Genomic DNA, 20,318 nt, shown 5'->3' with positions numbered 1-20,318 from the left:
CGGAGGTGATGAGTTTGGACCCCGCCGCCGTGGCCGCGATCGCCGGTGGTTCCGGCCTGCCCGTGCTGATCTACGGCGTCGCGCGGATCGCCGACCGGGTGGTCTTCCTGATCGGCCTGCGCATGCTGCTGCGCCGGGCGAAACCGCGGGCGAGCGACGCGGTCCTGTCCGACTACATCACCCACCACGCCCCGCGCGCACTCCGCCGGAACGCCGCGCCGCCCTAGCGGGACAGTTCGTCCAGATCGGACTCCAGCCGGGCCCGCCAGGTCCAGCGGCGCTCGGTCGTGTCGGCCCCATCCGTCGACGGCGGGCCCAGCGGCAGGGCCGGGTCCTTGATCCCGAACGTCACCCGGTACGCGAGCACCGAAGCCGCCGTGCGGATCCAGGCGTCACCCGAAGTTCCCGACGGCGGGGCGACGCCGAGAGCGTGGCTGAACCACATCGGGAGCAGCGCGTTGGAGCCGAGCGCGTCGGTGATCCGGGTCCGCAGGCGGACCTGCAGGTCCTGCCACGCGCGCTCGGCCCGCTCCAGCTGCGGGACCACGCGCGCGTCGACCGCGTCGGCCTCCCGCAACGCGAGCCGGGCCTGCTCCGCGGCGTCGAAGGCCGCGGGGATCTCCTCGTCCAGCAGCGTGCGGCGCCGGGTGCTCAACGCGCGCAGCGACGACTCGGCGTCCCCGCGAGCGCGGGACCCGCGGTCCGTCGTGGCGAGGCGGCGGATGACGTCCAGCAAGTCGGCGTCGCAACGCGCGCCCGCTTCGCGCACGTCCCCCAGCCGCGCGATCTCCTGCTCGTGGCGGGCGCGCTGCTCCTTCGTCACCAGCTCCTTGTGCAGGTCGTCCCAGCGCGCGGCCTGCGCCGCCAGCGCGCGCGTCTCCGCACCGACGTCGTCGAGGTTCGCCTGCGGCACGCCGTCGGACACGCGCACCGCGCGCTCCAAGGCCTGCACCTGCTGGTGCAGGCGTTCGAGCTGCCGGCCGAGCTGGTCGATCCGGTGCTCCTGGGGCGCTCCGGGACCGAGGCGGTCGGCCAGGTCCGCGAACTCCTGGCGCAGCCCGGCGTCCCGGGCGTCGACGTCCTGGACGGCGGTGCGCAGCCCGTCGACGGCCGCGAACAGCTCGTCGAGGTCGCGGCGCGTGTCGTCGGCCGGCTCGGCGTAGTCGGCGTACTCCGCCTCGAAGTCGGGGTCGTCGCCGTAGGTGGCGTAGCCGCGCGTCACGGGATCCGGCTTTCCCGGACCAGGCCCGCGATCGCGCCCGCCGTCCCGAGCGCCGCCAGGATCGTGCTCACCACGTTCGCCGTGCTCGACGGCCACGGCAGCAACGCCACCACCAGGAACACCGCGGCCAGCGTGCCCGCCCAGGCCGCCCGCGTCCGCTCGCGCAGCACCGCCGGCACCTTCCGGACGGGCGCGAACCCGACCCACATCCCGGCCGCGAACAGCGGGACCAGCAACGGCAGCCACCCGGGCGACAGCACGCCGAACAGCACGAGCGCGGCCGAGACCAGCCCGGCGAGCACCGGGCCGGCCGCGAAGAACACGACCGCGCGCTGCGTCGCCGCGTGGCGGGCGCCGAGTTCCGCCGCCACCAGCCGGTGGACGGCCTCGTCGTGGTCCGCCTCGGCGTCCAGCAGCCGGACGGCCGCCGCCACGAGCCGGTCCATCGGCTCGGCGTCCTCGGCACCGGGCTCCGGCGCCGTGTCGAGCCGGCCCGCCAGGTCCTGCTTGAGCCGGCCCACGCGCGCCGCCGCCTGGTCCCGGTCGTGCTGGGCTGGAGTCGTCACGCGAACACTTTAAGTGCCACCACCGTCACATCCGGCCAATGCGGCCGGTGAGTCTCACAGGTCGCCCAGGGCCGTGACCGGCGACTCGACGCAGTCCGCGACGAACCGCAGGAACCCGCCCGCCGTGCCGCCGTCGCAGACGCGGTGGTCGAACGCCAGCGTCAGCTCGCAGACCTTCCGCACGGCCAGCTCGCCGCCGACCACCCACGGCCGGTCGATGATCCGGCCGATGCCGAGGATCGCGGCCTCGGGGTGGTTGATGATCGCCGCCGAACCGTCGACGCCGAAGACGCCGTAGTTGTTGACCGTGAACGTGCCGCCGGTCAGGTCGGCCGGCGCGAGCTTGCCGTCGCGCGCGGTGCGGGCGCGGTCGCCGATCGCCGCCGACAGGTCCCGCGTCGACAGCTCACCGGCATCGCGCACGACCGGCACCATGAGCCCGCGCCCGGTCTGCGCGGCGAACCCGAGGTGGATGCCGCGCAGCAGCACGATCTCGTCGCCCTCGACGCGCGAGTTCAGCTCCGGGTACTTCTTCAGGCCCGCCACGGCGAACCGCGCGATCAGCCCGAGCAGGCTGACGGGACGGTCCGTCTTGGCGTTCAGGGCCACCCGCGCGGCGACCAGCTCGGTCGCGTCGACGTCCACCCAGACCGTGGCCTCGGGGATCTCGCGCCGCGACGCCGTGAGCTTGTCGGCGACGACCTTGCGGACGCCGGTGAGCGGGATCCGGCGCTCGCCGTCTTGCTGCGCGGGCTTGTTCAGCAGCGCTTCGACGTCGGCGCGGCGGATGATCCCGTCCGGGCCGGTGGCGGTGACCTTCGCGAGGTCGATCCCGTTGTCCGCGGCCATCTTCCGGACGAACGGCGAGATCACGCCGGGCGCCTTGGCTTTCACGACGGCCTTCACGACGGGCGCTTCCCCACGCCGGGCGCGCTTGCGGCGGGTCGTCGGCGCGGTGCCGTAGCCGATGAGGACGTTGCCGCTGCCCGATGACGTGGTCGACACTGTGACGCCGGGCTCGGCGAACCCGCCGACGCTCAGCAGCGGCGCGCCGACCGGCAGCAGCTGCCCGGGTTCGCCGTGCAGCGCGGACACGACACCGGCGAACGGCACGGGCACCTCGACCGCGGCCTTCGCCGTCTCGACCTCGACGACGATCTGGTCGATCTTGACCGTGTCCCCGATCTTGACGTGCCAGTTCAGGATCGCCGCCTCGGTCAGGCCCTCGCCGAGGTCCGGCAGCAGGAAGTCAGGCACCGGCCACCACCGGCGTGTCGGCCCACTGCAGCCGGGCGATCGTGTCGAGGATCCGGTCGACGTCCGGCAGCTGGTGACGCTCCAGCTTCGGCGCCGGGAACGGGATGTCGAGGCCGGTCACGCGCAGCACCGGCGCGTGCAGCTGGTGGAAGCACTGCTCCGTGACGCGAGCGACGACCTCGGCGCCGTAACCGCCGAAGCCGGCGGCCTCGTGCACCACGACGGCGCGGCCGGTGCGGCGCACCGAAGCCGTCACGGTCTCGTCGTCGAACGGGCTCAGCGACCGCAGGTCGACGACCTCGACGTCCCAGCCCTCGTCCTTCGCGGCTTCGGCGGTCTCCAGCGCGGTGGCGACCATCGGGCCGTACGCGATGAGCGTGACGTCCTTGCCGCTCCGGCGGACCACGGCCTTGTCCATGCCGGGACCGCTGCGCGTGAAGCTCACCTCTTCGCTCGACCAGTAGCGGCACTTCGGCTCGAGGAAGACGACCGGGTCCGGCGAGTCGATGGCGTCGCGGAGCAGGTCGTAGGCGTCCTGCGCGGTGCCCGGCGTGACGACGCGCAGGCCCGGCGTGTGCGTGTAGTAGGCCTCGCTGGAGTCGCAGTGGTGCTCGACGCCGCCGATCCCGCCGGCGTAGGGGATGCGGATGACCATCGGCAGCGAAAGCGCGCCGCGGGTGCGGTTGCGCAGCTTCGCGACGTGCGAGGTGATCTGCTCGAACGCGGGGTAGGCGAAGGCGTCGAACTGCATCTCGACGACCGGGCGGAAGCCGCCCATGGCCATCCCGACGGCGAACCCGACGATGCCGGCCTCGGCGAGCGGGGTGTCGAAGCAGCGGTCCTCGCCGAAGTCGGCGGTGATGCCGTCGGTGACCCGGAAGACGCCGCCGAGCGCGCCGACGTCCTCGCCGAACACGACCACGTTGTCGTCGTCCTTGAGCGCGTCCCGCAGGGCGGCGTTGAGCGCCTGCGCCATCGTGGTCGTCATCAGGCCTCCAGCTCGGCTTTGAGGGCAGCCCGCTGCATCTCGAGGTGGCGGGTCGGCTCGGCGTAGACGTGGTCGAACAGCGACAGCGGGTCCAGCTCGGGCTCGGCGTTGAGCGTGTCGCGGACGGTCTGGGCGAAGTCCTCGGCGTCCGTGCGGATCTGCTCGATCTCGTTGTCCTGCAGGGCGTTCCGCGCCTTGAGGTAGGTCTCGAGCCTGGTGACCGGGTCGGCTTCGCGCCACTTCGCGACTTCGGCGGCGTCGCGGTAGCGGGTGGCGTCGTCGGCGTTGGTGTGGGCGTCGATGCGGTAGGTGTGGGCCTCGACGAGGACCGGGCCGCGGCCTTCGCGGGCGTGCCGGACGGCGTCGTCGAGGACGCTCAGCACCGCGACGGCGTCGTTGCCGTCGACCTGCTCCGAGCGCATGCCGTAGCCGATCCCCTTGTACGCCAGCGCGGGCGCGGCGCTCTGCTTCTCGAACGGCACGGAGATCGCGTAGCGGTTGTTCTGCACGAAGAACACCACGGGCGCCTTGAAGACGGCGGCGAAGTTGAGCGCCTCGTGGAAGTCGCCTTCACTGGTGGCGCCGTCGCCGATGAGCGCGAGCGCGACGCCGTCCTCACCGCGTCGCCGCATCGCGTGCGCGAGGCCGGTGGCGTGCAGGGTCTGCGTCGCGAGCGGAGTGCACTGGGGCGCGACGCGCGTCTCGGCGGGGTTGTAGCCGCAGTGCGCGTCGCCGCGAAGCAGCGTCAGGACTTCGCCGGGCTTCAGGCCGCGCGCGATGAGGGCGACGGAGTCGCGGTAGGTCGGGAAGAGCCAGTCCTGCTTGCTCAGGGTGAGCGCGGCGGCGACCTGGCAGGCCTCCTGGCCGGCGCTGGAGGGGTAGACGGCGAGGCGGCCCTGCTTGGTGAGCGCGGTCGCCTGGACGTCGAACCGGCGGCCCAGGACCATCAGCCGGTAGGCCTCCTTGAGCCGCGCTTCGGCCGGCTCGCGGTAGCCGCCTTCCTGGTCGGCACGCGTCCCGTCCTCGGCGACGAACCGCACCGGCGACGCGGACGGCAGCAGGGTTTCCGTCGCCATGACGCACACCACCTCTCGCAGACATATGATGCTCAGATGGTGGTTCTCGGCGGTGTTGTGTACAAGGGTTGCGCGAAATGAGCGACAAACAGTCTTTTCTGGGCGCCTACGGTGACCAAACGTCTTTTCCGGATCCGGCGCAGGGCGCTCACCCGGGACGGACGGTCGCGCCGCTGGACGACATCGACCGCGCGATGCTGGCGGAGCTGTCGGCCGACGGCCGCTTGGCGGTCCGGGCGCTGGCGGAGCGCCTGCACATCTCGCGCACGAACGCGTACGCGCGGCTGGAGCGCCTCATGGCGGAGGGCGTCATCACGGGCTTCGGCGCCCGCATCGACCCGCGCCGCGCGGGCCTGGGCACGTCGGCGTACATCATGGTGACGGTGGAGCAGACGTCCTGGCGCACGATGGCCACGGACCTGCACGAGATCCCGTACGTCGACCACGTCACCCTGGTAGGCGGCGACTTCGACATCCTGCTGCTGGTCCGGACCCCGGACAACACGACGTTGCGCGACGTGGTCCTGGAGCGCCTCCAGGCCCTGGACGGCGTCCGCTCGACGAGGACGTGGCTGATCTTCGAGGAACTCCCCGGCTCAGTCCTGGCCTGACCTGCGGGTTCAGTCGAAGTCGTACTCGTCCGGTCGCGGTTTCCACTCATCCGGGGCGTAGGCGACACCATCCAGCGTGCATCCGACGAACCGGACGTCCTCACTGAACGTGACGTCCTCGAAGTCGGTATTGCCGCTGAACTCGACGTTGATGAACCACCCGTCGCGGGCGAAAGTCACCTCGACGAACCGCGCGTCACGCCCGAAATCAACGCCGGGCAGGTACACCTCGTCCGCGAATTCCGCCTGCGCGAAGTCCGCACCACCTTCGAAGACAGCCTCGCTGAGGATGACCTTCCCGGCGAACTTCGTCTTGTCGAAGCGTGCCGCGCCCTGGAACCGGGCACGGCGGAACACCGTCGCGCCGAAGAACGCGGCTTCGTCGAAGCGCGCGTCGGCGAGGAAAGCGACGTTGTCAAACCGGGTGCTGTCCGAGAACTCCGCCTCGGCAAACCAGGCTTCGCCGGCGAACACGGCGTTGTCGAACCGAGTGCTACTCCGGAACTTGATGCCCAGCAGTGAGGTCTGCCCGACGAACCGCGCCCGCGCGAAGTTCGCGTTCCGCAACGAGCAGTCGTGCAGTTTCAGGTCCATCAGCACGGCGCCGCTGAGGTCGAGGTCGAGCCCCGCCCAGAACCGGCTCCCGTCACCATCACCGGGCGCGAGGTGGCCGGTGAGGATCTGCTGGGCGGTCATCCTGACTTCCCGCTCCTGCAGACATGCGCGATATTCCGCGCCGTGAGCGTCGTCGACCGGAAGGTCCTCCGGAGGGTCGTAAGGCATGCGCAGATAAGCGCTGATCACGTTGGCGATGGTCTGCCGCTGGGCGGGGTTGTCCTGAGCCAGCCGCTCCAGGGCGTAAAGCCCGGCCAGGCGCACTGGCGCTTTGTCCGAGCCGAGCTGCTCGACGGCCTTGAGGTAGAGATCGCTGATCCGCCGTTCTTCTGCGTCGTGGCGGACATCCGCGTTGGACTGTTCGCGCAGGACGAGGTCATGGCGTTTCGTCGCCGCGTCTTGTTCCGCAGTTTGCTGCCGTCGCGCGCCGAGCAACAGCGCGATCATCCCGCCGGCGCCCAGCACGATCGTGCCGACGGTTCGGACACTCTCCAGACGCGCCTTGTCGGCATCGGTTCCTTGACCGTAGAGCGACAACAACAACCAGCACGCCGCGGCCGCGATCAGCAGTAGCACGACCGCGGAAAACGCGATCGTCCGATTCGACAGGATCCGGTTTCCTCCTTGGAGATCCCCCATCGTTCCAGGGTCGCACTCTTCCCGGCGAGCACGGAAAATTCCGTTCGATCGGCCGATACGGTCACCATCCGTAAGATCGCCGCCATAGCGATCGACTTGGAGAACTGCCCGGTCACGCTCATCCACGTCCAGGCCATCGCCGAGCAACTGCTGCACCCTGAGCCGGAGTCCGATCACGGAGGGTCGGCTCGCGCACCCGGACAGTCGGCTCGCGTACCTGGAGGGTCGGCTACGTGAAGTCCCACTCCAGGACCACCTGGCGGCCCGTCCCCGCTCCGCCGGCGCGGCGGTACGTCGCCTGGGCCGCGGCGTTGTCCTCCTCCGTCACCACCCACATGTCGTAACACCCCCGCGAACGGGCCAGCGCGGCCAGCTCCGTCACCAAGGCCGAGCCGAGGCCGCGACCCTGGAACGACGGGGAGACACCCAGCTCGTACAGGAACATCTCCGTCCCCTTGTCCGGGTGCGTCATCTCGACGCCGGTCACCATGCCCACCGGGACGTCGTCGACGTACGCGATCAGCAGGTGGTGACCCTCCGACGCGAGGATCGCTCAAGAGCCGCCGAAACCGGCGGGTCGTCGAAGAGGTCGGCGGCGGCCAGCGCCGGCTCGGCCGTCGTGATGCGGCGGATGTCCATCCGGCCATCCTGGCAAACAGCTGAGCCTCCGCGGGCAGAACGGCTGCCCCCGCGCACCCTTGACCCGGCCCGACCTGCGCGGTAATGGGGTGCCGCCCACCGGACGACTCTTATTTTATGGCGAGAATTAACGAAGAGCGTACCGGCCGGAAACTATTGACGCCGTCCCCTTTGCCCGGTGAGGATCGGCCGGTCCGCCGCCCTCGCAGAATGGACCAGACCATGGCCGGAAGATCACGCGCGTGGTCGCGTGCGCGTCGAAGTTCGCTCGTCACGCTGATGAGCCTGAGCCTGCTCGGCGGGGTCGCGCAGGCGGCACCGCTGCAGGCCCAGGCCGCACCGGCACAGCCCGTCATCGGCAAGCCCGCCCTCGACAAGGACGGCTGCGCCAAGATCGAGAAGACCCTGCCGACCCTCGCGGACTGGCCCAAGGTCGACAGCCAGCTCAAGGGTAAGGCCGGTGACGAGGCCCGCATCGCCCAGATCCTCTCGGGGATGACCCTCGAGGAGAAGGTCGGGCAGATGACGCAGCCCGAGATCACCTCGATCACCCCCGACGAGGTCCGCCAGTACGCCATCGGCACCGTCCTCAACGGCGGCGGCGCGTGGCCCGGCGCCAACAAGCACGCCACCCAGCAGGACTGGCTGAACCTCGCCGACTCCTACTGGAACGCCTCCAAGACCAGCCGCACGAAGATCCCCGTCATCTGGGGCATCGACGCCGTGCACGGCAACAACAACGTCTACGGCGCCACCGTCTTCCCGCACAACATCGGCCTCGGCGCGGCGCACGACCCGTGCCTGGTCCGCGACGTCGCCGGCGCCACCGCCCGCCAGGTCCGCTCGACCGGCCAGGACTGGGCGTTCTCGCCGACGCTGGCCGTCGTCCAGGACGACCGCTGGGGCCGCACCTACGAGGGCTTCTCCGAGGACCCGCGGATCACGCGCTCCTACGGCTACGAGGACATCAACGGCCTCCAGGACGGCGCCACCAGCCGCATCGGCTACAACGGCGTGATCGCCACCGCCAAGCACTTCATCGGTGACGGCGGCACGGCCAAGGGTCAGGACCAGGGCGTCAACCCGTCGTCCGAGGCCGACATGATCAACCTCCACGGCCAGGGCTACTACGGCGCGCTCGCCGCCGGCTCCCAGACCGTGATGGTGTCGTTCAACAGCTGGACCAACCCGGACCTCGGCATCAACGAGGGCAAGCTGACCGGCAGCAGCAAGGCGATGAACGAGATCCTGAAGGGCAAGATCGGCTTCGACGGCCTGGTCGTGTCCGACTGGAACGCCATCGGTCAGGTCCCCGGCTGCACGAACTCCTCCTGCCCGCAGGCCATCAACGCCGGCATCGACGTCGTGATGGTGCCCGCGGACTGGAAGGCGTTCATCACCAACACCGTCGCCCAGGTGCAGAGCGGCCAGATCCCGATGTCGCGCATCGACGACGCCGTGACCCGCATCCTGCGCGTCAAGATCCGTGACGGCATCTTCGAGTCGCAGAAGCCGTCCGACCGCTCCTACGCCAACTCGGACGAGGCGCTGAAGGACAACTGGCTGGCCCGCGACGCGGCCCGCGAGTCGCAGACGCTGCTGAAGAACAACGGCAACGTGCTGCCCCTCAAGCCGAAGTCCAAGGTCCTGGTGGTCGGCAAGAGCGCCGACAACATCTCGAACCAGACCGGCGGCTGGACGCTGAGCTGGCAGGGCACCGGCAACACCAACGCCGACTTCCCCAACGCCACCTCGATCCTCACCGGCATCAAGCAGGACCTCGGCGACGCCAACGTCACCTTCGACGCCACCGGCACGGTGGACCCGAAGGGCTACGACGCCGTCATCGCCGTGATCGGTGAGACGCCGTACGCCGAGGGTGTCGGCGACCTGACCCGCAAGACCCTCGAGGCCTCGAAGCTCTACCCCGAGGACGCGGCCGTGCTGGACAAGGTCAGCGGCAAGGGCACCCCGGTCGTCACCGTCTACGTCGGCGGACGTCCGCTCTACATGAACCACGAGATCAACCGCTCGGACGCGTTCGTCGCGGCCTGGCTGCCCGGCACCGAGGGCGGCGGCGTCGCCGACATGCTCGTCAAGGGCAAGGACGGCACCGGCTACCAGGGCACGCTGTCCTACTCGTGGCCGAAGAGCGCGTGCCAGTCGCCGCTCAACCCGTGGTCCCCGGACTACGACCCGCTGTTCAAGCTGGGCTACGGCCTCAAGACCGGCCAGCGCGTCACCATCGGCCAGCTGGACGAGACCCCCGGCCCGGCGACCTGCGGGTCCACCGGTGGCGGCGGGACGGCGACCGAGGACCTGTCGATCTTCGACCGGACCGACGTCGCCCCGTACAAGAGCTTCATCGGCTCGGCGGAGAACTGGGGCGGCACCGAGATCGGCCCGGACGGCACCGCCGCGCACAGCGAGATCAACACCGTCCCGACGGACGTCAACGTGCAGGGTGACGGCCTGAAGACGACCTGGACCGGCACGGGTGCCGCCCAGCTCTACCTCCAGAACCCGGCGGGCACGGACGACCTGCGCAGCTACCTGAACGCGGACGGGGCGCTGGAGTTCGACACCGTCGTGCAGCAGGCACCGGTCAACCGGACGGTGATCAGCATGCACTGCGTCTACCCGTGCTTCTCCGAGGTGAACGCGACGAAGCTGTTCACCGACCTGGCGGGCGGCGCGAAGACGACGGTCAAGATCCCGTTGTCCTGCTTCAACAACGGGCTCGACTTCGAGCACATCAACACCCCGTTCCTGGTCTACACCGACGCCGCGTTCCAGGCGTCGTTCGCGAACGTGCGGTGGGTCCCCAACGGGGCCAAGGATCCCGATGCGAGACCTTGTTCGAGCTTGACCTGACGACCGGCCGGGCCGGGAGCGGAATCCGCTCCCGGCCCGGCCCGTTTCCGCCACGATGAAGTGATGACCACCGACGCGATCGCGCTCGCCGACGAACTCCTCGACGTCCTGGGCACCTACATGCCGCTCGAAGCGACCTTCGTCGGCATCGAAGGCCACGACGCCGAGCTGACCGATCCCGGCGAAGCCGCCCACGCACGGCTGCGAGCACGGGCCGCGGACGTCCTGGCCCGGGCGCGAGCCTCGGAAGACGACGATCGCGTCACGCTGGGCGTCGTCGTCCAGCAGGCCGAGGCCATTCTCACCCAGCTCGACGCGCGGGTCGTGGAGTTCACCCTGGCCGATCCGATGTTCGCCGTCGGCATCAGCCACCTCTCCTTCCTGCCCCAGCTCACGCCGTCGGGCGAGCAGGGCGCGGCCGACTTCCGGGCCCGGCTGGCCGCCCTGCCCGCGCTCTACGAAGCTCTCGCCCAGCGGCACCGCGACGGCCTGGAGGCCGGCCGGACGCCGGTCGAGCGGATGGTCGGCAACGCCGTCGCGTTCCTCGATCGCTTCCTCGCGCAGGAGACGCCGTTCCCGGGCCACGAGCAGCTCGTCGCCGACGTCGTGCGGCCCGCGCTGACGCGCTACCGCGAGGTGCTCACGACCGAGATCGCCGGGCACGGCCGGCCAGACGAGCGGCCCGGGCTCTGCTGGCTCGAAGACGGCGAAGCGACGTACGCGGCCCTGGCCCGGATGCACACGACCACCGACCACACGCCCGCGGAGCTGCACCAGCTCGGCCTGGACGTCCTGGCGGGGCTCGATGCCGAGTACGCCGAGCTCGGCGAGCGCGTCTTCGGGCTGACCGAGCCGGCCGAGGTGCGCCGCCGGCTGCGGACCGACGAGAGCCTCCGCTGGCGCGACGCCGAGGAGATGCTCGACACCGCCCGCGCCGCCGTCGCCCGCGCGACCGCCGCGGCGCCGGGCTGGTTCCCGCGGATGCCGGCCGCCGAGTGCGTCGTGCGCGCCGTCCCGGACGCGGACGCGCCCGTCGCCGCCCCCGCGTACTACCTGCCGGGCGCGCCCGACGGCTCGCGGCCCGGCGCCTACTTCACCAACACCCACGAGGTGCGCACGCGGGACCGGTTCATCGCCGAGACCGTCGCGTTCCACGAAGCCGTGCCGGGGCACCACTTCGAGGTCTCGCTGGCGCAGGAGCTGACCGGGCTCCCGCAGCTGCGCCGGATCGCGCCGGTGACCGCCTACAGCGAGGGCTGGGGGCTCTACACCGAGCGGCTGGCCGACGAGATGGGCTTGTTCTCCGGCGACGTCATGCGCCTCGGCATGGTGGCCGAGGACTCCGTCCGCGCCGCGCGGCTGGTGGTCGACACCGGCCTGCACGCGCTGCGCTGGACACGCGAGCAGTGCGTTGACTTCCTCCGCACGCACACGGTGCTCAGCGAGGTCGAGGTGCAGTCCGAGACCGACCGGTACATCGAGTGCCCCGGGCAGGCGCTGGCCTACATGACCGGCCGGCTGGAGATCGTCCGCCTGCGCCGGTTCGCCGAGGAGACGCTCGGGGACGCCTTCGACATCAAGGAGTTCCACGGGGTCGTGCTCGGCAGCGGGCCGGTGCCGCTGAAGGTGCTGGACGACGTCGTCCGCGCCTGGGTCGCCTCCGCCTGATCAGTGCTGCGCGCCGTAGGACTTCTGGCACGGGTAGCCGTCGCCGGTGGCCGACCAGCTCGCCGGGTAGCCGTTCTGCGCCCACGCCGCGTAGGCCTGGGCGTAGGTGTAGCCGCGGGAGTACAGCCACTGGCACGGCGTCTGGCTGCCCGAGTTGGTGATGGAGATCCACGGCTGGGCGTTGTACCAGCTCGGCTGGGCGTACCACTGGCTCGTCACCGCGACGCCCGGGCTCTTCGGCTGGACGTAGACGGTCTGCGGCGCCGGCACGACGACCGTCTGGGGCACGGGCGCGGTGACCGTCGGGGTGCTGGGGGCCGTGACGGTCGCCGTCACGGCCGGGGCCTGGGCCGGGCTGCCGGCGAGCGTGCGCCCGGGAAGCCCGCACGCGGCCAGGGCGAGCACCGCGGAAAGCGCCGTCACGGCGCGGAGAATACGCATGGTCCTGCTCATTTCGTCCGGGTCATGTGACTGCCGGTGAGAACGCCGCCGGAAACGGTGTAGGAACCGGAAAATACGCGGGTGCTGCCGTCGGCCTGAATCGCGGAAAGCACGACGTACACGGTGTTCCCGCGGACGTCGGTGACGGTCAGCGTGTCCCACGACGTCGTCGAGAAACCGTTGACGTACTTGGTGTACCCGCCGCTCCCGGCGATGCGGCTGCCACCGAGCGACCACGCCGTGGTGAAATCACGGCGGTTCAGCGCGTCGTAGTAGGAGATCACCGTCTGGGCCGCCGACGGGTCCACCGGCGCGACGTAGACCGGCGGCTGCTGGACGTAGACCGTTTGCGGTGCGGGCACAGCAATGACGCTGGTCGTCGCCGCCTGCGGGGTCACCGCGACCGGGACCGGCACGCCCGCCACGGGCACGCCGCAGGCCGCGGCACCGATCAGGAGCAGGGCGCCGACGAGAATTCCGGTGGGTTTCATGGGAAATCAGCTTCTTCCGTGTTCGCCACCCCAGGAATCGGCCGCCCGCGGAATTCTGCAACAGTTTCCGGAGAACGCGACCCAAGCGTTATCCCGTTGGATTCAGACGTTCTGCCGCGTGATGTCGTAGGCCGTCATCGCGGCGGCCAGGTGCCGCGCGTCGGCGGCTCGCGTCGCGTCGAACCCGGTGATCAGCTGGATCCGGCCGAGGCGGTAGGTGAGCGTGTTGCGGTGGATGCTCAACGCGCTCGCCGCTTCGCCTCGGTTGTAGCCCGAGACGACGAACGCGCGCAGGGCGTCGATCAGGTGCGGGTGGTCTTCGAGCGGGTCCAGCACCCGCGCGAGGGCGTCGCGCGCCGGGCCCGGGCGGGCGAGCTGGTACTCGATGGCGAGGTCGGCCAGCCGGTAGAGCCGCGCGGGCCGGCGCAGGTTTTCCGCCAGGGCCAGCACTTCCACGGCTTCGGCGTGCGCGGCCGGGATGCCGGCGTGGGTCTCCGCCCGCGCCGCGGCGGCGGTGCAGGGCCGGCCGCAGATCCGGTCGACCCGCGCGGCGACGGCGTCCACCGGGACGCCGTCCGGCACGAGCAGCACCCCGCCGTCACCCTTGAAGGTCACCAGGACCGCACTGTCCACATCGGACCGGACCGCGCGGAAGAGGTCCGTCGCCGCCCGGGAACCGGCCGAAGCGGGCAGCGCGGGCAGGTGGAACACGACGACGTCGTAGCCCGGCGGCAGCTCGCGGTGGCGCACCGGACGGCCGGCGAGCAGGCTCGACGCGAGGTTCTGCCGGTCCTCGCGCTGTTCCCAGTCGAGGTCTTCGCGCTCGCGCAGGTACGCCTCGGCGACGCGCGGCATCACCTCGCCGAGGAAATCGAGCATCCGCGCGCCGAGCAGCGCCCGGTCGCCGGTCAGCCGTTCCCACGCGACGCTCGCGGCGAGCGGGTAGATCTTCAGGACGGCTTCGAGCGGCAGGCCGTCGCGGGCCCGCTCGGCGCCCCAGGCGATCGGCAGGGCCAGCTCGTCGTCGGTCGGGCGCCGGCCTTCGGCGACGGTGGTCAGGAACAGCTCGAACACCGCGGTCGCGTTGGCGACCAGGTCACCCGCCAGCACACTCGCGGGCAGCAGCCGGTATTCGGGGATCTCGGCCGCGCAGCGAGTGATCATCGCGCTGGCGATCTCACCCGATCGAGGGAACAGCTCGGCCACGGAATCCATGCCACATTGTCACCATGCACAAACGGCCACGGCAACTTTCTGCGCGTTCTGCCAGCAGACAGCCCTGATCTTGTGCCGCATTCTGTGCAGAGCAACCAGACTGAAGGGACTTCGCAATGGCGCGGGGAACAAAACGATGGCTGGCCGGGCTCGGGATCGCGAGCCTGCTCGCCCTGGGCTTGGCGGCACCGGCCCAGGCCGCGAGCGGCGGCAACAACGACTTCGGCTGCCGTCCGAGCGCCGCGCACCCGAACCCGGTCGTGCTGCTCCACGGCACCTTCGCCACCTACTACGAGGACCTCAACTTCCTGCAGGCCGACCTGGCCGCCCGCGGCTACTGCACGTTCTCGCTGACCTACGGCGCCTACCCGCAGTTCCCGTTCGTGGGCGGCCTCAAGCCGGTCGCGGAGTCGTCGGCAGAGATCAAGAACTACGTCGAGAAGGTCCGCGCGGCCACCGGCGCGGCCAAGGTCGACGTCGTCGGGCACTCCGAAGGCGGCCTCCAGTCGATCTACCTGGCCAAGATGCAGGGCATCCAGAGCGAGATCGGCAAGGTCGTCGCGATCGCGCCGCCGACCCACGGCGCCAACGCGTCCGGGCTGCTGACGCTGGCCTACACGCTGCTCGGCAAGAGCACGTGGGACAACGTCGTCAAGACGATCGGCCTGCCGATCTTCGCCGACGAGCTGGACGGCGGCGCCGCGATCGTCGCGCTCAACACCGGGCCGGTCGCCCAGCCCGGCATCGACTACACGATCATCACCTCGCGCTACGACGAGCTGGTCACCCCGACCGAGACGTCGTTCATCCGCGAGCCCGGCGTGCACAACCGCTACGTCCAGGACTCCTGCCCGTTCGACCCGGTCGGGCACATCGGCGAGGCCTACGACCTCAACGTCTGGCACCTGGTCCGCAACGCGCTCGACCCGGCGCACGCCGCGCCGATCCGGATCTGCGCGGTGGGCTCGCCCGGATGACCTGGCCCCGCTACGACGGCCCCGGGGACCTCGCGGCGATCGAGGCCGTCCCGCTCGAGGATCGCGGCCTGCCGGAGAGCACGTACGAGCTGCTCCGGCAGGCCGGGAGCCGGTTCGCCGAGCGTCCGGCGCTGACGCTCCTGCCGTCGGGTGAGGCGTGGGAGCACGCGGAGACCTGGACGTACGGCGACCTGCTCGCGCGCGTCCACCGGATCGCGAACGTGCTCACCGACCTGGGCGTCACCCGGCGGGACGCGGTCGCGCTGCTCGCGCCCAACAGCGGCGACGTCTTTGCGGCGACGCTGGCGGCCCAGGCCGTCGGCATCGCCGCGCCGGTCAACCCCGGCCTCGCGCCGCACCAGGTGCGGGAGCTGCTCGAGACGTCCGGCGCGCGCCTGGTCATCGCGGCCGACCCGGACCTGGACGTCGGCCGCCCGGTCCTCTCGCTCACGGAGCTGGCGGCACGCGCCGACGCCGCCGATCCGGTCCGGCTGCACGCCGAGCCGCCTCGGGGTACAGACTTCGCGGGCTACTTCCACACCGGCGGTTCCACCGGCACGCCGAAGATCGCCGTGCACACCCAGGCCGGCGAGGTCGCCATGGCCTGGACGCTCGCCGCGTCGACCGGCGACGACGACCTCGTGCTGCTCGCCGCGCTCCCCCTGTTCCACGTCAACGCGCTGCTCGTGACCGGGCTGGCGCCGCTGTTCAAGGGCCAGCACGTCGTCTGGGCGGGCCCGCTCGGTTACCGCGACCCGGCGCTGTACCCGGTGTTCTGGCGGATCGTCGAGCGCTACCGGATCGGCGCGATGTCCGCGGTGCCGACGGTCTACGCCGTGCTCGCGCACCTGCCGGTCGACGCGGACATCTCCAGTCTCACGTTCCCGATCGTCGGCGCGGCGCCGCTGCCCGCGGCGGTACGACGGCAGTGGCGCGAGCGCACCGGCACCGAACTGGTCGAGGGCTACGGCCTGACCGAGGGCACCTGCGCGTCCGCCCGCGGTTTCTTGGAATGTCACAGCCCCGGAGTGTCGCGGCCCGGCACGGTCGGGCAGCGGATGCCGTACCAGGAGGTCAAGGCCGTCCGGATCGACGGCGACGGCTGGACCGACCTGCTCCCCGGCGAGACGGGCGTGCTCGTGATCCGCGGCCCGAACGTCTTCCCCGGCTACCTGCGCGACGGCGAGCCGGACCCGGCGGGCAAGGTCGTCGACGGCTGGCTCGACACGGGTGACCTGGGCAGCGTCGACGCCGAGGGGTTCATCCGGCTGGCCGGCCGCGCGAAGGACCTGATCATCCGCGGCGGCCACAACATCGACCCCGCGACGATCGAGGAGGCGCTGCTGACGCACCCGGCGGTGTCGGCCGCGGCCGCCATCGGACGCCCCGACCGGCACTCGGGCGAGGTCCCGGTGGTCTACGTAACCCTGCACGCCCCGACACCCTCCGCCGAGTTGCTGGAGTGGGCGGCCACGCGGGTCCCCGAGCGCGCGGCCGTCCCGAAGGCCGTCCACGTCGTCCCGGAGATCCCGCTGACGGCAGTGGGCAAGCAGTACAAACCGGCCCTGCGCCAGGACACCCTGCGCCGGGTGGCCGAGGCCGAGGTCGCCGCCCTGGACCTCGACGCCAAGGTGACAGTCGAGCTGGACCGCGACGAACCCGTGGTGGTCATCGCCGCGCCGCCCTCGGCGCCGCTCGCCACGGCCCTGGACGCCTACGCCTTCCGCTGGCGCTGGGGGTCGTGAGTGTTCAGGGCGGTTAGAACCGCCCTAAACACTCACGACCGGTTAGCCGAGGCCGATGGCGAAGACGTGCAGGTTCGCGTCGGTCGGCAGCGTGACCGACGCGATCTGCTTGCCCGCCGGGGCGTCGAACGGCGCCGTCGCGTAGACCGACGCGCCGCCGCCCGGGCCGCCCGGCTGGTTGCGGTGGTCGGCGCGCGCGACGAGCGTGTTGCCGAACACCGGATCGGTGCCGCCGCCCGGGAACACCCAGTCACCGAAGGACAGGTCGGCCTGCCCGGTGGTGCCGTCGGTGAAGGTGACCGTGGCCTTGGCCTGGTGGTCGCCGTTCGACGCCGTGCCGATGAACGACAGCCGCGTCCCCGACAGCCGGACCGTCTGCCCGGCCGGGACGACGTTGTCCGGACGTCCGGCCGGCGCGGCCGGCCACACGAACGACGTGCCCACGGCCTGCGACGTCTTGCCGCCGACCAGGCCCGCCGCGGCCAGCGCCTCCCGGGACAGGCTGTTCCCGGCGCCGTCGATGTCCGCCGAGCCGACGTCGCCGTCGTCCGAGATGCCGACGTTCGAATACGCGGCCGTGAGCCCGCCCTTCGGCGCGACCAGCACGATCACCGAGCCGGGCACCGACGTCGAGCCGCCCCGGACGGTCACCGGGACCTGGTAGTAACCCTCGGGTGTCCCGGCGGCCACCGAAACCGTCAGCTTCGCGGTGCCGCCGCCGGTCCGGTCGTCGAGCCGGAGCTGCCGCGGCCCCGCGACCTTCAGGCCGGCCGGCGCCTTCGTCGTGACGTCCAGCGTGCGGTCGTGCCCGCCGAGCCGTTGCGCACTGACCGTGGCCTCGCCCGTGCTGCCCGGTTCGACGACGACCTGGTTGGTCGCCGACGCCAGGAACGGCTTCTCGTTGTCCTGGTAGGACGGTGGCGCCGAGTTCGCCGCCCACCGCTTGTCCGGAGTGGACTGCAGGGAGAAGTCCAGCCGGGCGCCGTCGCGGACCGTGTTCGCGGGCAGGTACGTGCGGTCCCAGTCGCGGCCGTTCAACGACAGGTCGTGGACGTACGGGGTGCCCGAAGACGCCTTCGGTGCGCGGATGTCGATCGTCCGTCCATTCGGGAGGGACAGCACCGCGCGCTCGAACAGCGGGCTGTGCACGACCAGGTCCGGCGTGCCCGGCGTGGCCGGGTAGATGCCGAGCGCGGCCCAGACGTACCACGACGACTGCGCGCCGAGGTCGTCGTTGCCCGGTTCGCCGTCCGGCGTCGCGCTGAACAGCGTCGTGGCGATCTCGCGGACCACCTGCTGCGTCTTCCACGGCTGCCCGACGTGGTTGTACAGCCACGGCACGCCGAAGTCGGGTTCGTTGCCGGCCCACATGTTCGGCTCGTTCGGGCCGACGTTGAGCTTCTGGAAGAAGGTGTCCAGCCGCTGTGAAACCGCGGCCGGCCCGCCCATCGCCGTCACCAGGCCGGCCGGGTCCTGCGGGACCAGCCAGGTGTACTGCGCGGCGTTGCCCTCGTCGAAGCCGTCCTGACCGAACTTGCCGGGCGGCGGCGGGACGTAGGCCGGGCCGTCCGGGAAGCGGCCGTCCTGCCCGCGCGGCTGCAGGTAGCCGGTGAGCGGGTTGAAGATGTTCTGCCAGTTCTGGCCGCGCTGGGTGAACTCGCGCGCGACGTCCCGGTCGCCGATGCCCTGCGCGAACTGCGCGATGGCGAAGTCGTCGATCGCCCACTCCAGGGTGATCGACGCGCCGACGCGGGCGTGGTCGCCGCGCGAGGCGTCGTTGTTCGGCATGTACCCGCGGGCGACGTAGTCCGCGATGCCCTTGCGTTCCTGGTACGCGCCAGGCGTGTCGTCGACCGACGTCGCGCCCTTGACCAGGTACTTCAGCGCCGTCTTGACGTCGAAGTCCCGCGCGCCGAACGCGTAGAGGTTGGAGATCAGCGCGACCGAGCTGTCGCCGGTCATCTGGCCGGTGTAGTCGTTCGCCATCGGCCAGCGCGGCCACCAGCCGCCCTGCACGGCGTCGTTGGTCAGCGACTGCGCCATGTCGCTGGCTTCCTTCGGGAACAGCATCGCCTGCAGCGGCGCGAGCGAGCGGTAGGTGTCCCAGTCGGAGAAGTTCGCGTACTGGTGCCGCCCCTTCGGCAACGTCCGGATCTGGTCGTCGAAGCCGATGTAGCGCCCGTCGGCGTCGTCGAACGTGTTCGGGTGCATCAGCGAGTGGTACAGGAAGGTGTAGAACGTCTTGAGCTGAGCCGCATCGCGACCCGCCACCCGGATCTTGCCCAGCGCCTGCGTCCACTTGTCCCTCGTGGCCTTGCGGACGGCGGCGAAGTCGAAGCCCGGGACTTCCGCGGCCGCGTTGGCCTTCGCGCCGTCGACGCCCACGTAGGACATCGACACCTTGGCGTGCACCAGACTCTGGGCACCGAAGGTCAGGTACGCGCCCGCCTTCGGCGAGTCGACGCTGTCGGTGTCCGGCTTGACGCTCGAGCCGTCCCAGGTGCCGTGCGCGGTGAACGGCTGGTCGAAGGTGATGTCGTAGTAGACCGTGTACTTGTTCGGCTTGCCGCAGAAGTTGCCGGTGGTGGCCGAGCCGCTGACCTCGCGGTCGCCGGTGATCTTCAGGTCGGCGTGCGAGTTCCCGGCGAGGCTGGCGCCGCCCTTGACGAGCACCTGCGCGTTCGCGCCGGCCGGGAAGGTGAACGCGGCGAGCCCGGTGCGCGTGGTCGCGGTCAGCTCGGCCCGGACCTTCGAGTCGGCGAGCGTCACGGCGTAGTAGCCCGGCTCGGCCTTCTCGTCGTCGTGGGTGAAGTGCTCCGTGCGGTCCCAGGGCGCGCTGCCGACGTCGCCGGTGATCGGCAGGATCGGCACGTCGCCGAACGCGTTGCAGCCGACCGAGGCGTGGTCGAGGCTGAAACCTCGGATCTGATCACTGTGGTACTGGTAGCCGGCGTACGCGCCTTGGGTGTCCGGCGAGAACTGCATCATCCCGAACGGCGTCGCCGGGCCGGGGAAGTTGTTGATCTCCCCCACCGAACTGCCGCCGCTACCCGTCCCGATCAGCGGGTCGACGTACACCGACGGGTCGCTGACCAGCGGAGTTCCTGGTGACATCGTTGTCGGCGTCGCCGAAGCGACAGCCGGAATCCCGATCACCGCCGTCGCGACGATCGCCGCCATGAATCTGACTCGCACCGATGCCTCCCGCGGCCGCTCAGACAAAACTGCCCTGGACATCCGACCTTTGCGTGCCGCCGGGGGCGCGGTCAACACTTTGACAAAGACTTGACCCGT

At 71.0% G+C, this 20,318-nt stretch carries 17 protein-coding genes; 6 read left to right on the top strand and 11 right to left on the bottom strand.

The genetic code is table 11. The features are described from left to right. Positions 1 to 8: 8 nt before the first annotated feature. Positions 9 to 227: a hypothetical protein gene (locus tag OG570_RS20700; RefSeq protein ID WP_326958493.1), complete on the top strand. Its 219-nt coding sequence runs from the start codon at positions 9 to 11 to the stop codon at positions 225 to 227. On the opposite strand, the gene OG570_RS20695 is transcribed toward OG570_RS20700, so the two are convergent. From OG570_RS20695 to pdhA, 5 genes are read right to left on the bottom strand one after another with little or no spacing between them, the layout of a single operon-like run. Continuing rightward, positions 224 to 1,222: a hypothetical protein gene (locus tag OG570_RS20695; protein ID WP_326958491.1), complete on the bottom strand. Its 999-nt coding sequence runs from the start codon at positions 1,220 to 1,222 to the stop codon at positions 224 to 226. The genes OG570_RS20700 and OG570_RS20695 overlap by 4 nt on opposite strands. Beyond that, positions 1,219 to 1,788 carry a hypothetical protein gene (locus OG570_RS20690; protein WP_326958489.1) on the bottom strand — a complete coding sequence of 190 codons (570 nt, stop codon included), beginning with the start codon at positions 1,786 to 1,788 and terminating at the stop codon, positions 1,219 to 1,221. Before OG570_RS20690 ends, OG570_RS20695 begins: the two co-directional genes overlap by 4 nt. A gap of 54 nt (positions 1,789 to 1,842) precedes the next feature. Further along, complete coding sequence (locus OG570_RS20685) at positions 1,843 to 3,045, bottom strand: dihydrolipoamide acetyltransferase family protein (protein ID WP_326958487.1); 1,203 nt, start codon at positions 3,043 to 3,045, stop codon at positions 1,843 to 1,845. After that, positions 3,038 to 4,033 carry an alpha-ketoacid dehydrogenase subunit beta gene (locus tag OG570_RS20680; RefSeq protein ID WP_326958485.1) on the bottom strand — a complete coding sequence of 332 codons (996 nt, stop codon included), beginning with the start codon at positions 4,031 to 4,033 and terminating at the stop codon, positions 3,038 to 3,040. Before OG570_RS20680 ends, OG570_RS20685 begins: the two co-directional genes overlap by 8 nt. Beyond that, entirely contained in the window at positions 4,033 to 5,109 is a 1,077-nt protein-coding gene (gene pdhA, locus OG570_RS20675) for a pyruvate dehydrogenase (acetyl-transferring) E1 component subunit alpha (protein WP_326958483.1), read from the bottom strand. The genes OG570_RS20680 and pdhA overlap by 1 nt, the downstream gene beginning before the upstream one ends. A gap of 77 nt (positions 5,110 to 5,186) precedes the next feature. Here pdhA and OG570_RS20670 point away from each other — a divergent pair, with 77 nt between their 5' ends. Next, positions 5,187 to 5,720 carry an Lrp/AsnC family transcriptional regulator gene (locus OG570_RS20670; protein ID WP_326943965.1) on the top strand — a complete coding sequence of 178 codons (534 nt, stop codon included), beginning with the start codon at positions 5,187 to 5,189 and terminating at the stop codon, positions 5,718 to 5,720. Positions 5,721 to 5,729: 9 nt separating this feature from the next. Here OG570_RS20670 and OG570_RS20665 read toward each other — a convergent pair whose 3' ends face one another. Then, a complete protein-coding gene (locus tag OG570_RS20665) occupies positions 5,730 to 7,151 on the bottom strand; it encodes a pentapeptide repeat-containing protein (protein ID WP_326958481.1) in 1,422 nt (473 codons plus the stop codon). A 52-nt stretch (positions 7,152 to 7,203) separates the two neighbouring features. After that, a complete protein-coding gene (locus OG570_RS20660) occupies positions 7,204 to 7,464 on the bottom strand; it encodes a GNAT family N-acetyltransferase (RefSeq protein ID WP_326960102.1) in 261 nt (86 codons plus the stop codon). 428 nt (positions 7,465 to 7,892) lie between these two features. Between OG570_RS20660 and OG570_RS20655 the strand changes: the two genes are divergently transcribed. Both OG570_RS20655 and OG570_RS20650 read left to right on the top strand, forming a co-directional pair. Next, the gene (locus OG570_RS20655; protein WP_326951639.1) at positions 7,893 to 10,487 is read left to right on the top strand and encodes a glycoside hydrolase family 3 protein; all 2,595 of its coding nucleotides are present in this window, start codon (positions 7,893 to 7,895) and stop codon (positions 10,485 to 10,487) included. Positions 10,488 to 10,550: 63 nt separating this feature from the next. Beyond that, positions 10,551 to 12,155, top strand: a complete 1,605-nt coding sequence (locus tag OG570_RS20650) for a DUF885 domain-containing protein (RefSeq protein WP_326958479.1) — start codon at positions 10,551 to 10,553, stop codon at positions 12,153 to 12,155. Here OG570_RS20650 and OG570_RS20645 read toward each other — a convergent pair whose 3' ends face one another. The 3 genes from OG570_RS20645 to OG570_RS20635 form a co-directional block, all read right to left on the bottom strand. Then, the gene (locus tag OG570_RS20645; protein WP_326943968.1) at positions 12,156 to 12,578 is read right to left on the bottom strand and encodes a hypothetical protein; all 423 of its coding nucleotides are present in this window, start codon (positions 12,576 to 12,578) and stop codon (positions 12,156 to 12,158) included. It abuts the gene before it with no gap. A 26-nt stretch (positions 12,579 to 12,604) separates the two neighbouring features. Then, complete coding sequence (locus tag OG570_RS20640) at positions 12,605 to 13,087, bottom strand: hypothetical protein (RefSeq protein WP_326958477.1); 483 nt, start codon at positions 13,085 to 13,087, stop codon at positions 12,605 to 12,607. A gap of 102 nt (positions 13,088 to 13,189) precedes the next feature. Beyond that, on the bottom strand, positions 13,190 to 14,302 hold the full coding sequence (locus tag OG570_RS20635; protein WP_326958475.1) for a PucR family transcriptional regulator: 1,113 nt from the start codon (positions 14,300 to 14,302) through the stop codon (positions 13,190 to 13,192). 116 nt (positions 14,303 to 14,418) lie between these two features. Here OG570_RS20635 and OG570_RS20630 point away from each other — a divergent pair, with 116 nt between their 5' ends. Together OG570_RS20630 and OG570_RS20625 are read left to right on the top strand one after the other, a co-directional pair. Beyond that, positions 14,419 to 15,279 (top strand): esterase/lipase family protein, encoded by an 861-nt coding sequence (locus tag OG570_RS20630; RefSeq protein WP_326943971.1) that lies wholly within the window; start codon positions 14,419 to 14,421, stop codon positions 15,277 to 15,279. After that, complete coding sequence (locus OG570_RS20625) at positions 15,276 to 17,024, top strand: AMP-binding protein (protein ID WP_326958473.1); 1,749 nt, start codon at positions 15,276 to 15,278, stop codon at positions 17,022 to 17,024. Before OG570_RS20630 ends, OG570_RS20625 begins: the two co-directional genes overlap by 4 nt. A 42-nt stretch (positions 17,025 to 17,066) precedes the next feature. Here the strand turns inward: OG570_RS20625 and OG570_RS20620 are convergent, their stop codons facing one another. After that, positions 17,067 to 20,219: a GH92 family glycosyl hydrolase gene (locus OG570_RS20620; protein ID WP_326958471.1), complete on the bottom strand. Its 3,153-nt coding sequence runs from the start codon at positions 20,217 to 20,219 to the stop codon at positions 17,067 to 17,069. Between the last annotated feature and the right edge of the window lie 99 nt (positions 20,220 to 20,318).

Origin of the sequence: Amycolatopsis sp. NBC_01286 (assembly GCF_035982555.1) — a bacterium.
GTDB lineage: Bacteria > Actinomycetota > Actinomycetes > Mycobacteriales > Pseudonocardiaceae > Amycolatopsis.
The sequence above is the reverse complement of the archived record's forward strand: the minus strand, read 5'-3'. Positions and strand labels throughout refer to the sequence as shown.

What these genes read in the sequence shown, in the direction of transcription:
- OG570_RS20700 (WP_326958493.1), top strand. Translation starts at nt 9, where the DNA reads ATGAGTTTGGACCCCGCCGCCGTGGCCGCGATCGCCGGTGGTTCCGGC.
- OG570_RS20680 (WP_326958485.1), bottom strand. Translation starts at nt 4,033, where the DNA reads ATGACGACCACGATGGCGCAGGCGCTCAACGCCGCCCTGCGGGACGCG.
- pdhA (WP_326958483.1), bottom strand. Translation starts at nt 5,109, where the DNA reads ATGGCGACGGAAACCCTGCTGCCGTCCGCGTCGCCGGTGCGGTTCGTC.
- OG570_RS20670 (WP_326943965.1), top strand. Translation starts at nt 5,187, where the DNA reads ATGAGCGACAAACAGTCTTTTCTGGGCGCCTACGGTGACCAAACGTCT.
- OG570_RS20660 (WP_326960102.1), bottom strand. Translation starts at nt 7,464, where the DNA reads ATGGTGACCGGCGTCGAGATGACGCACCCGGACAAGGGGACGGAGATG.
- OG570_RS20655 (WP_326951639.1), top strand. Translation starts at nt 7,893, where the DNA reads ATGAGCCTGAGCCTGCTCGGCGGGGTCGCGCAGGCGGCACCGCTGCAG.
- OG570_RS20650 (WP_326958479.1), top strand. Translation starts at nt 10,551, where the DNA reads ATGACCACCGACGCGATCGCGCTCGCCGACGAACTCCTCGACGTCCTG.
- OG570_RS20640 (WP_326958477.1), bottom strand. Translation starts at nt 13,087, where the DNA reads ATGAAACCCACCGGAATTCTCGTCGGCGCCCTGCTCCTGATCGGTGCC.
- OG570_RS20635 (WP_326958475.1), bottom strand. Translation starts at nt 14,302, where the DNA reads ATGGATTCCGTGGCCGAGCTGTTCCCTCGATCGGGTGAGATCGCCAGC.
- OG570_RS20630 (WP_326943971.1), top strand. Translation starts at nt 14,419, where the DNA reads ATGGCGCGGGGAACAAAACGATGGCTGGCCGGGCTCGGGATCGCGAGC.
- OG570_RS20625 (WP_326958473.1), top strand. Translation starts at nt 15,276, where the DNA reads ATGACCTGGCCCCGCTACGACGGCCCCGGGGACCTCGCGGCGATCGAG.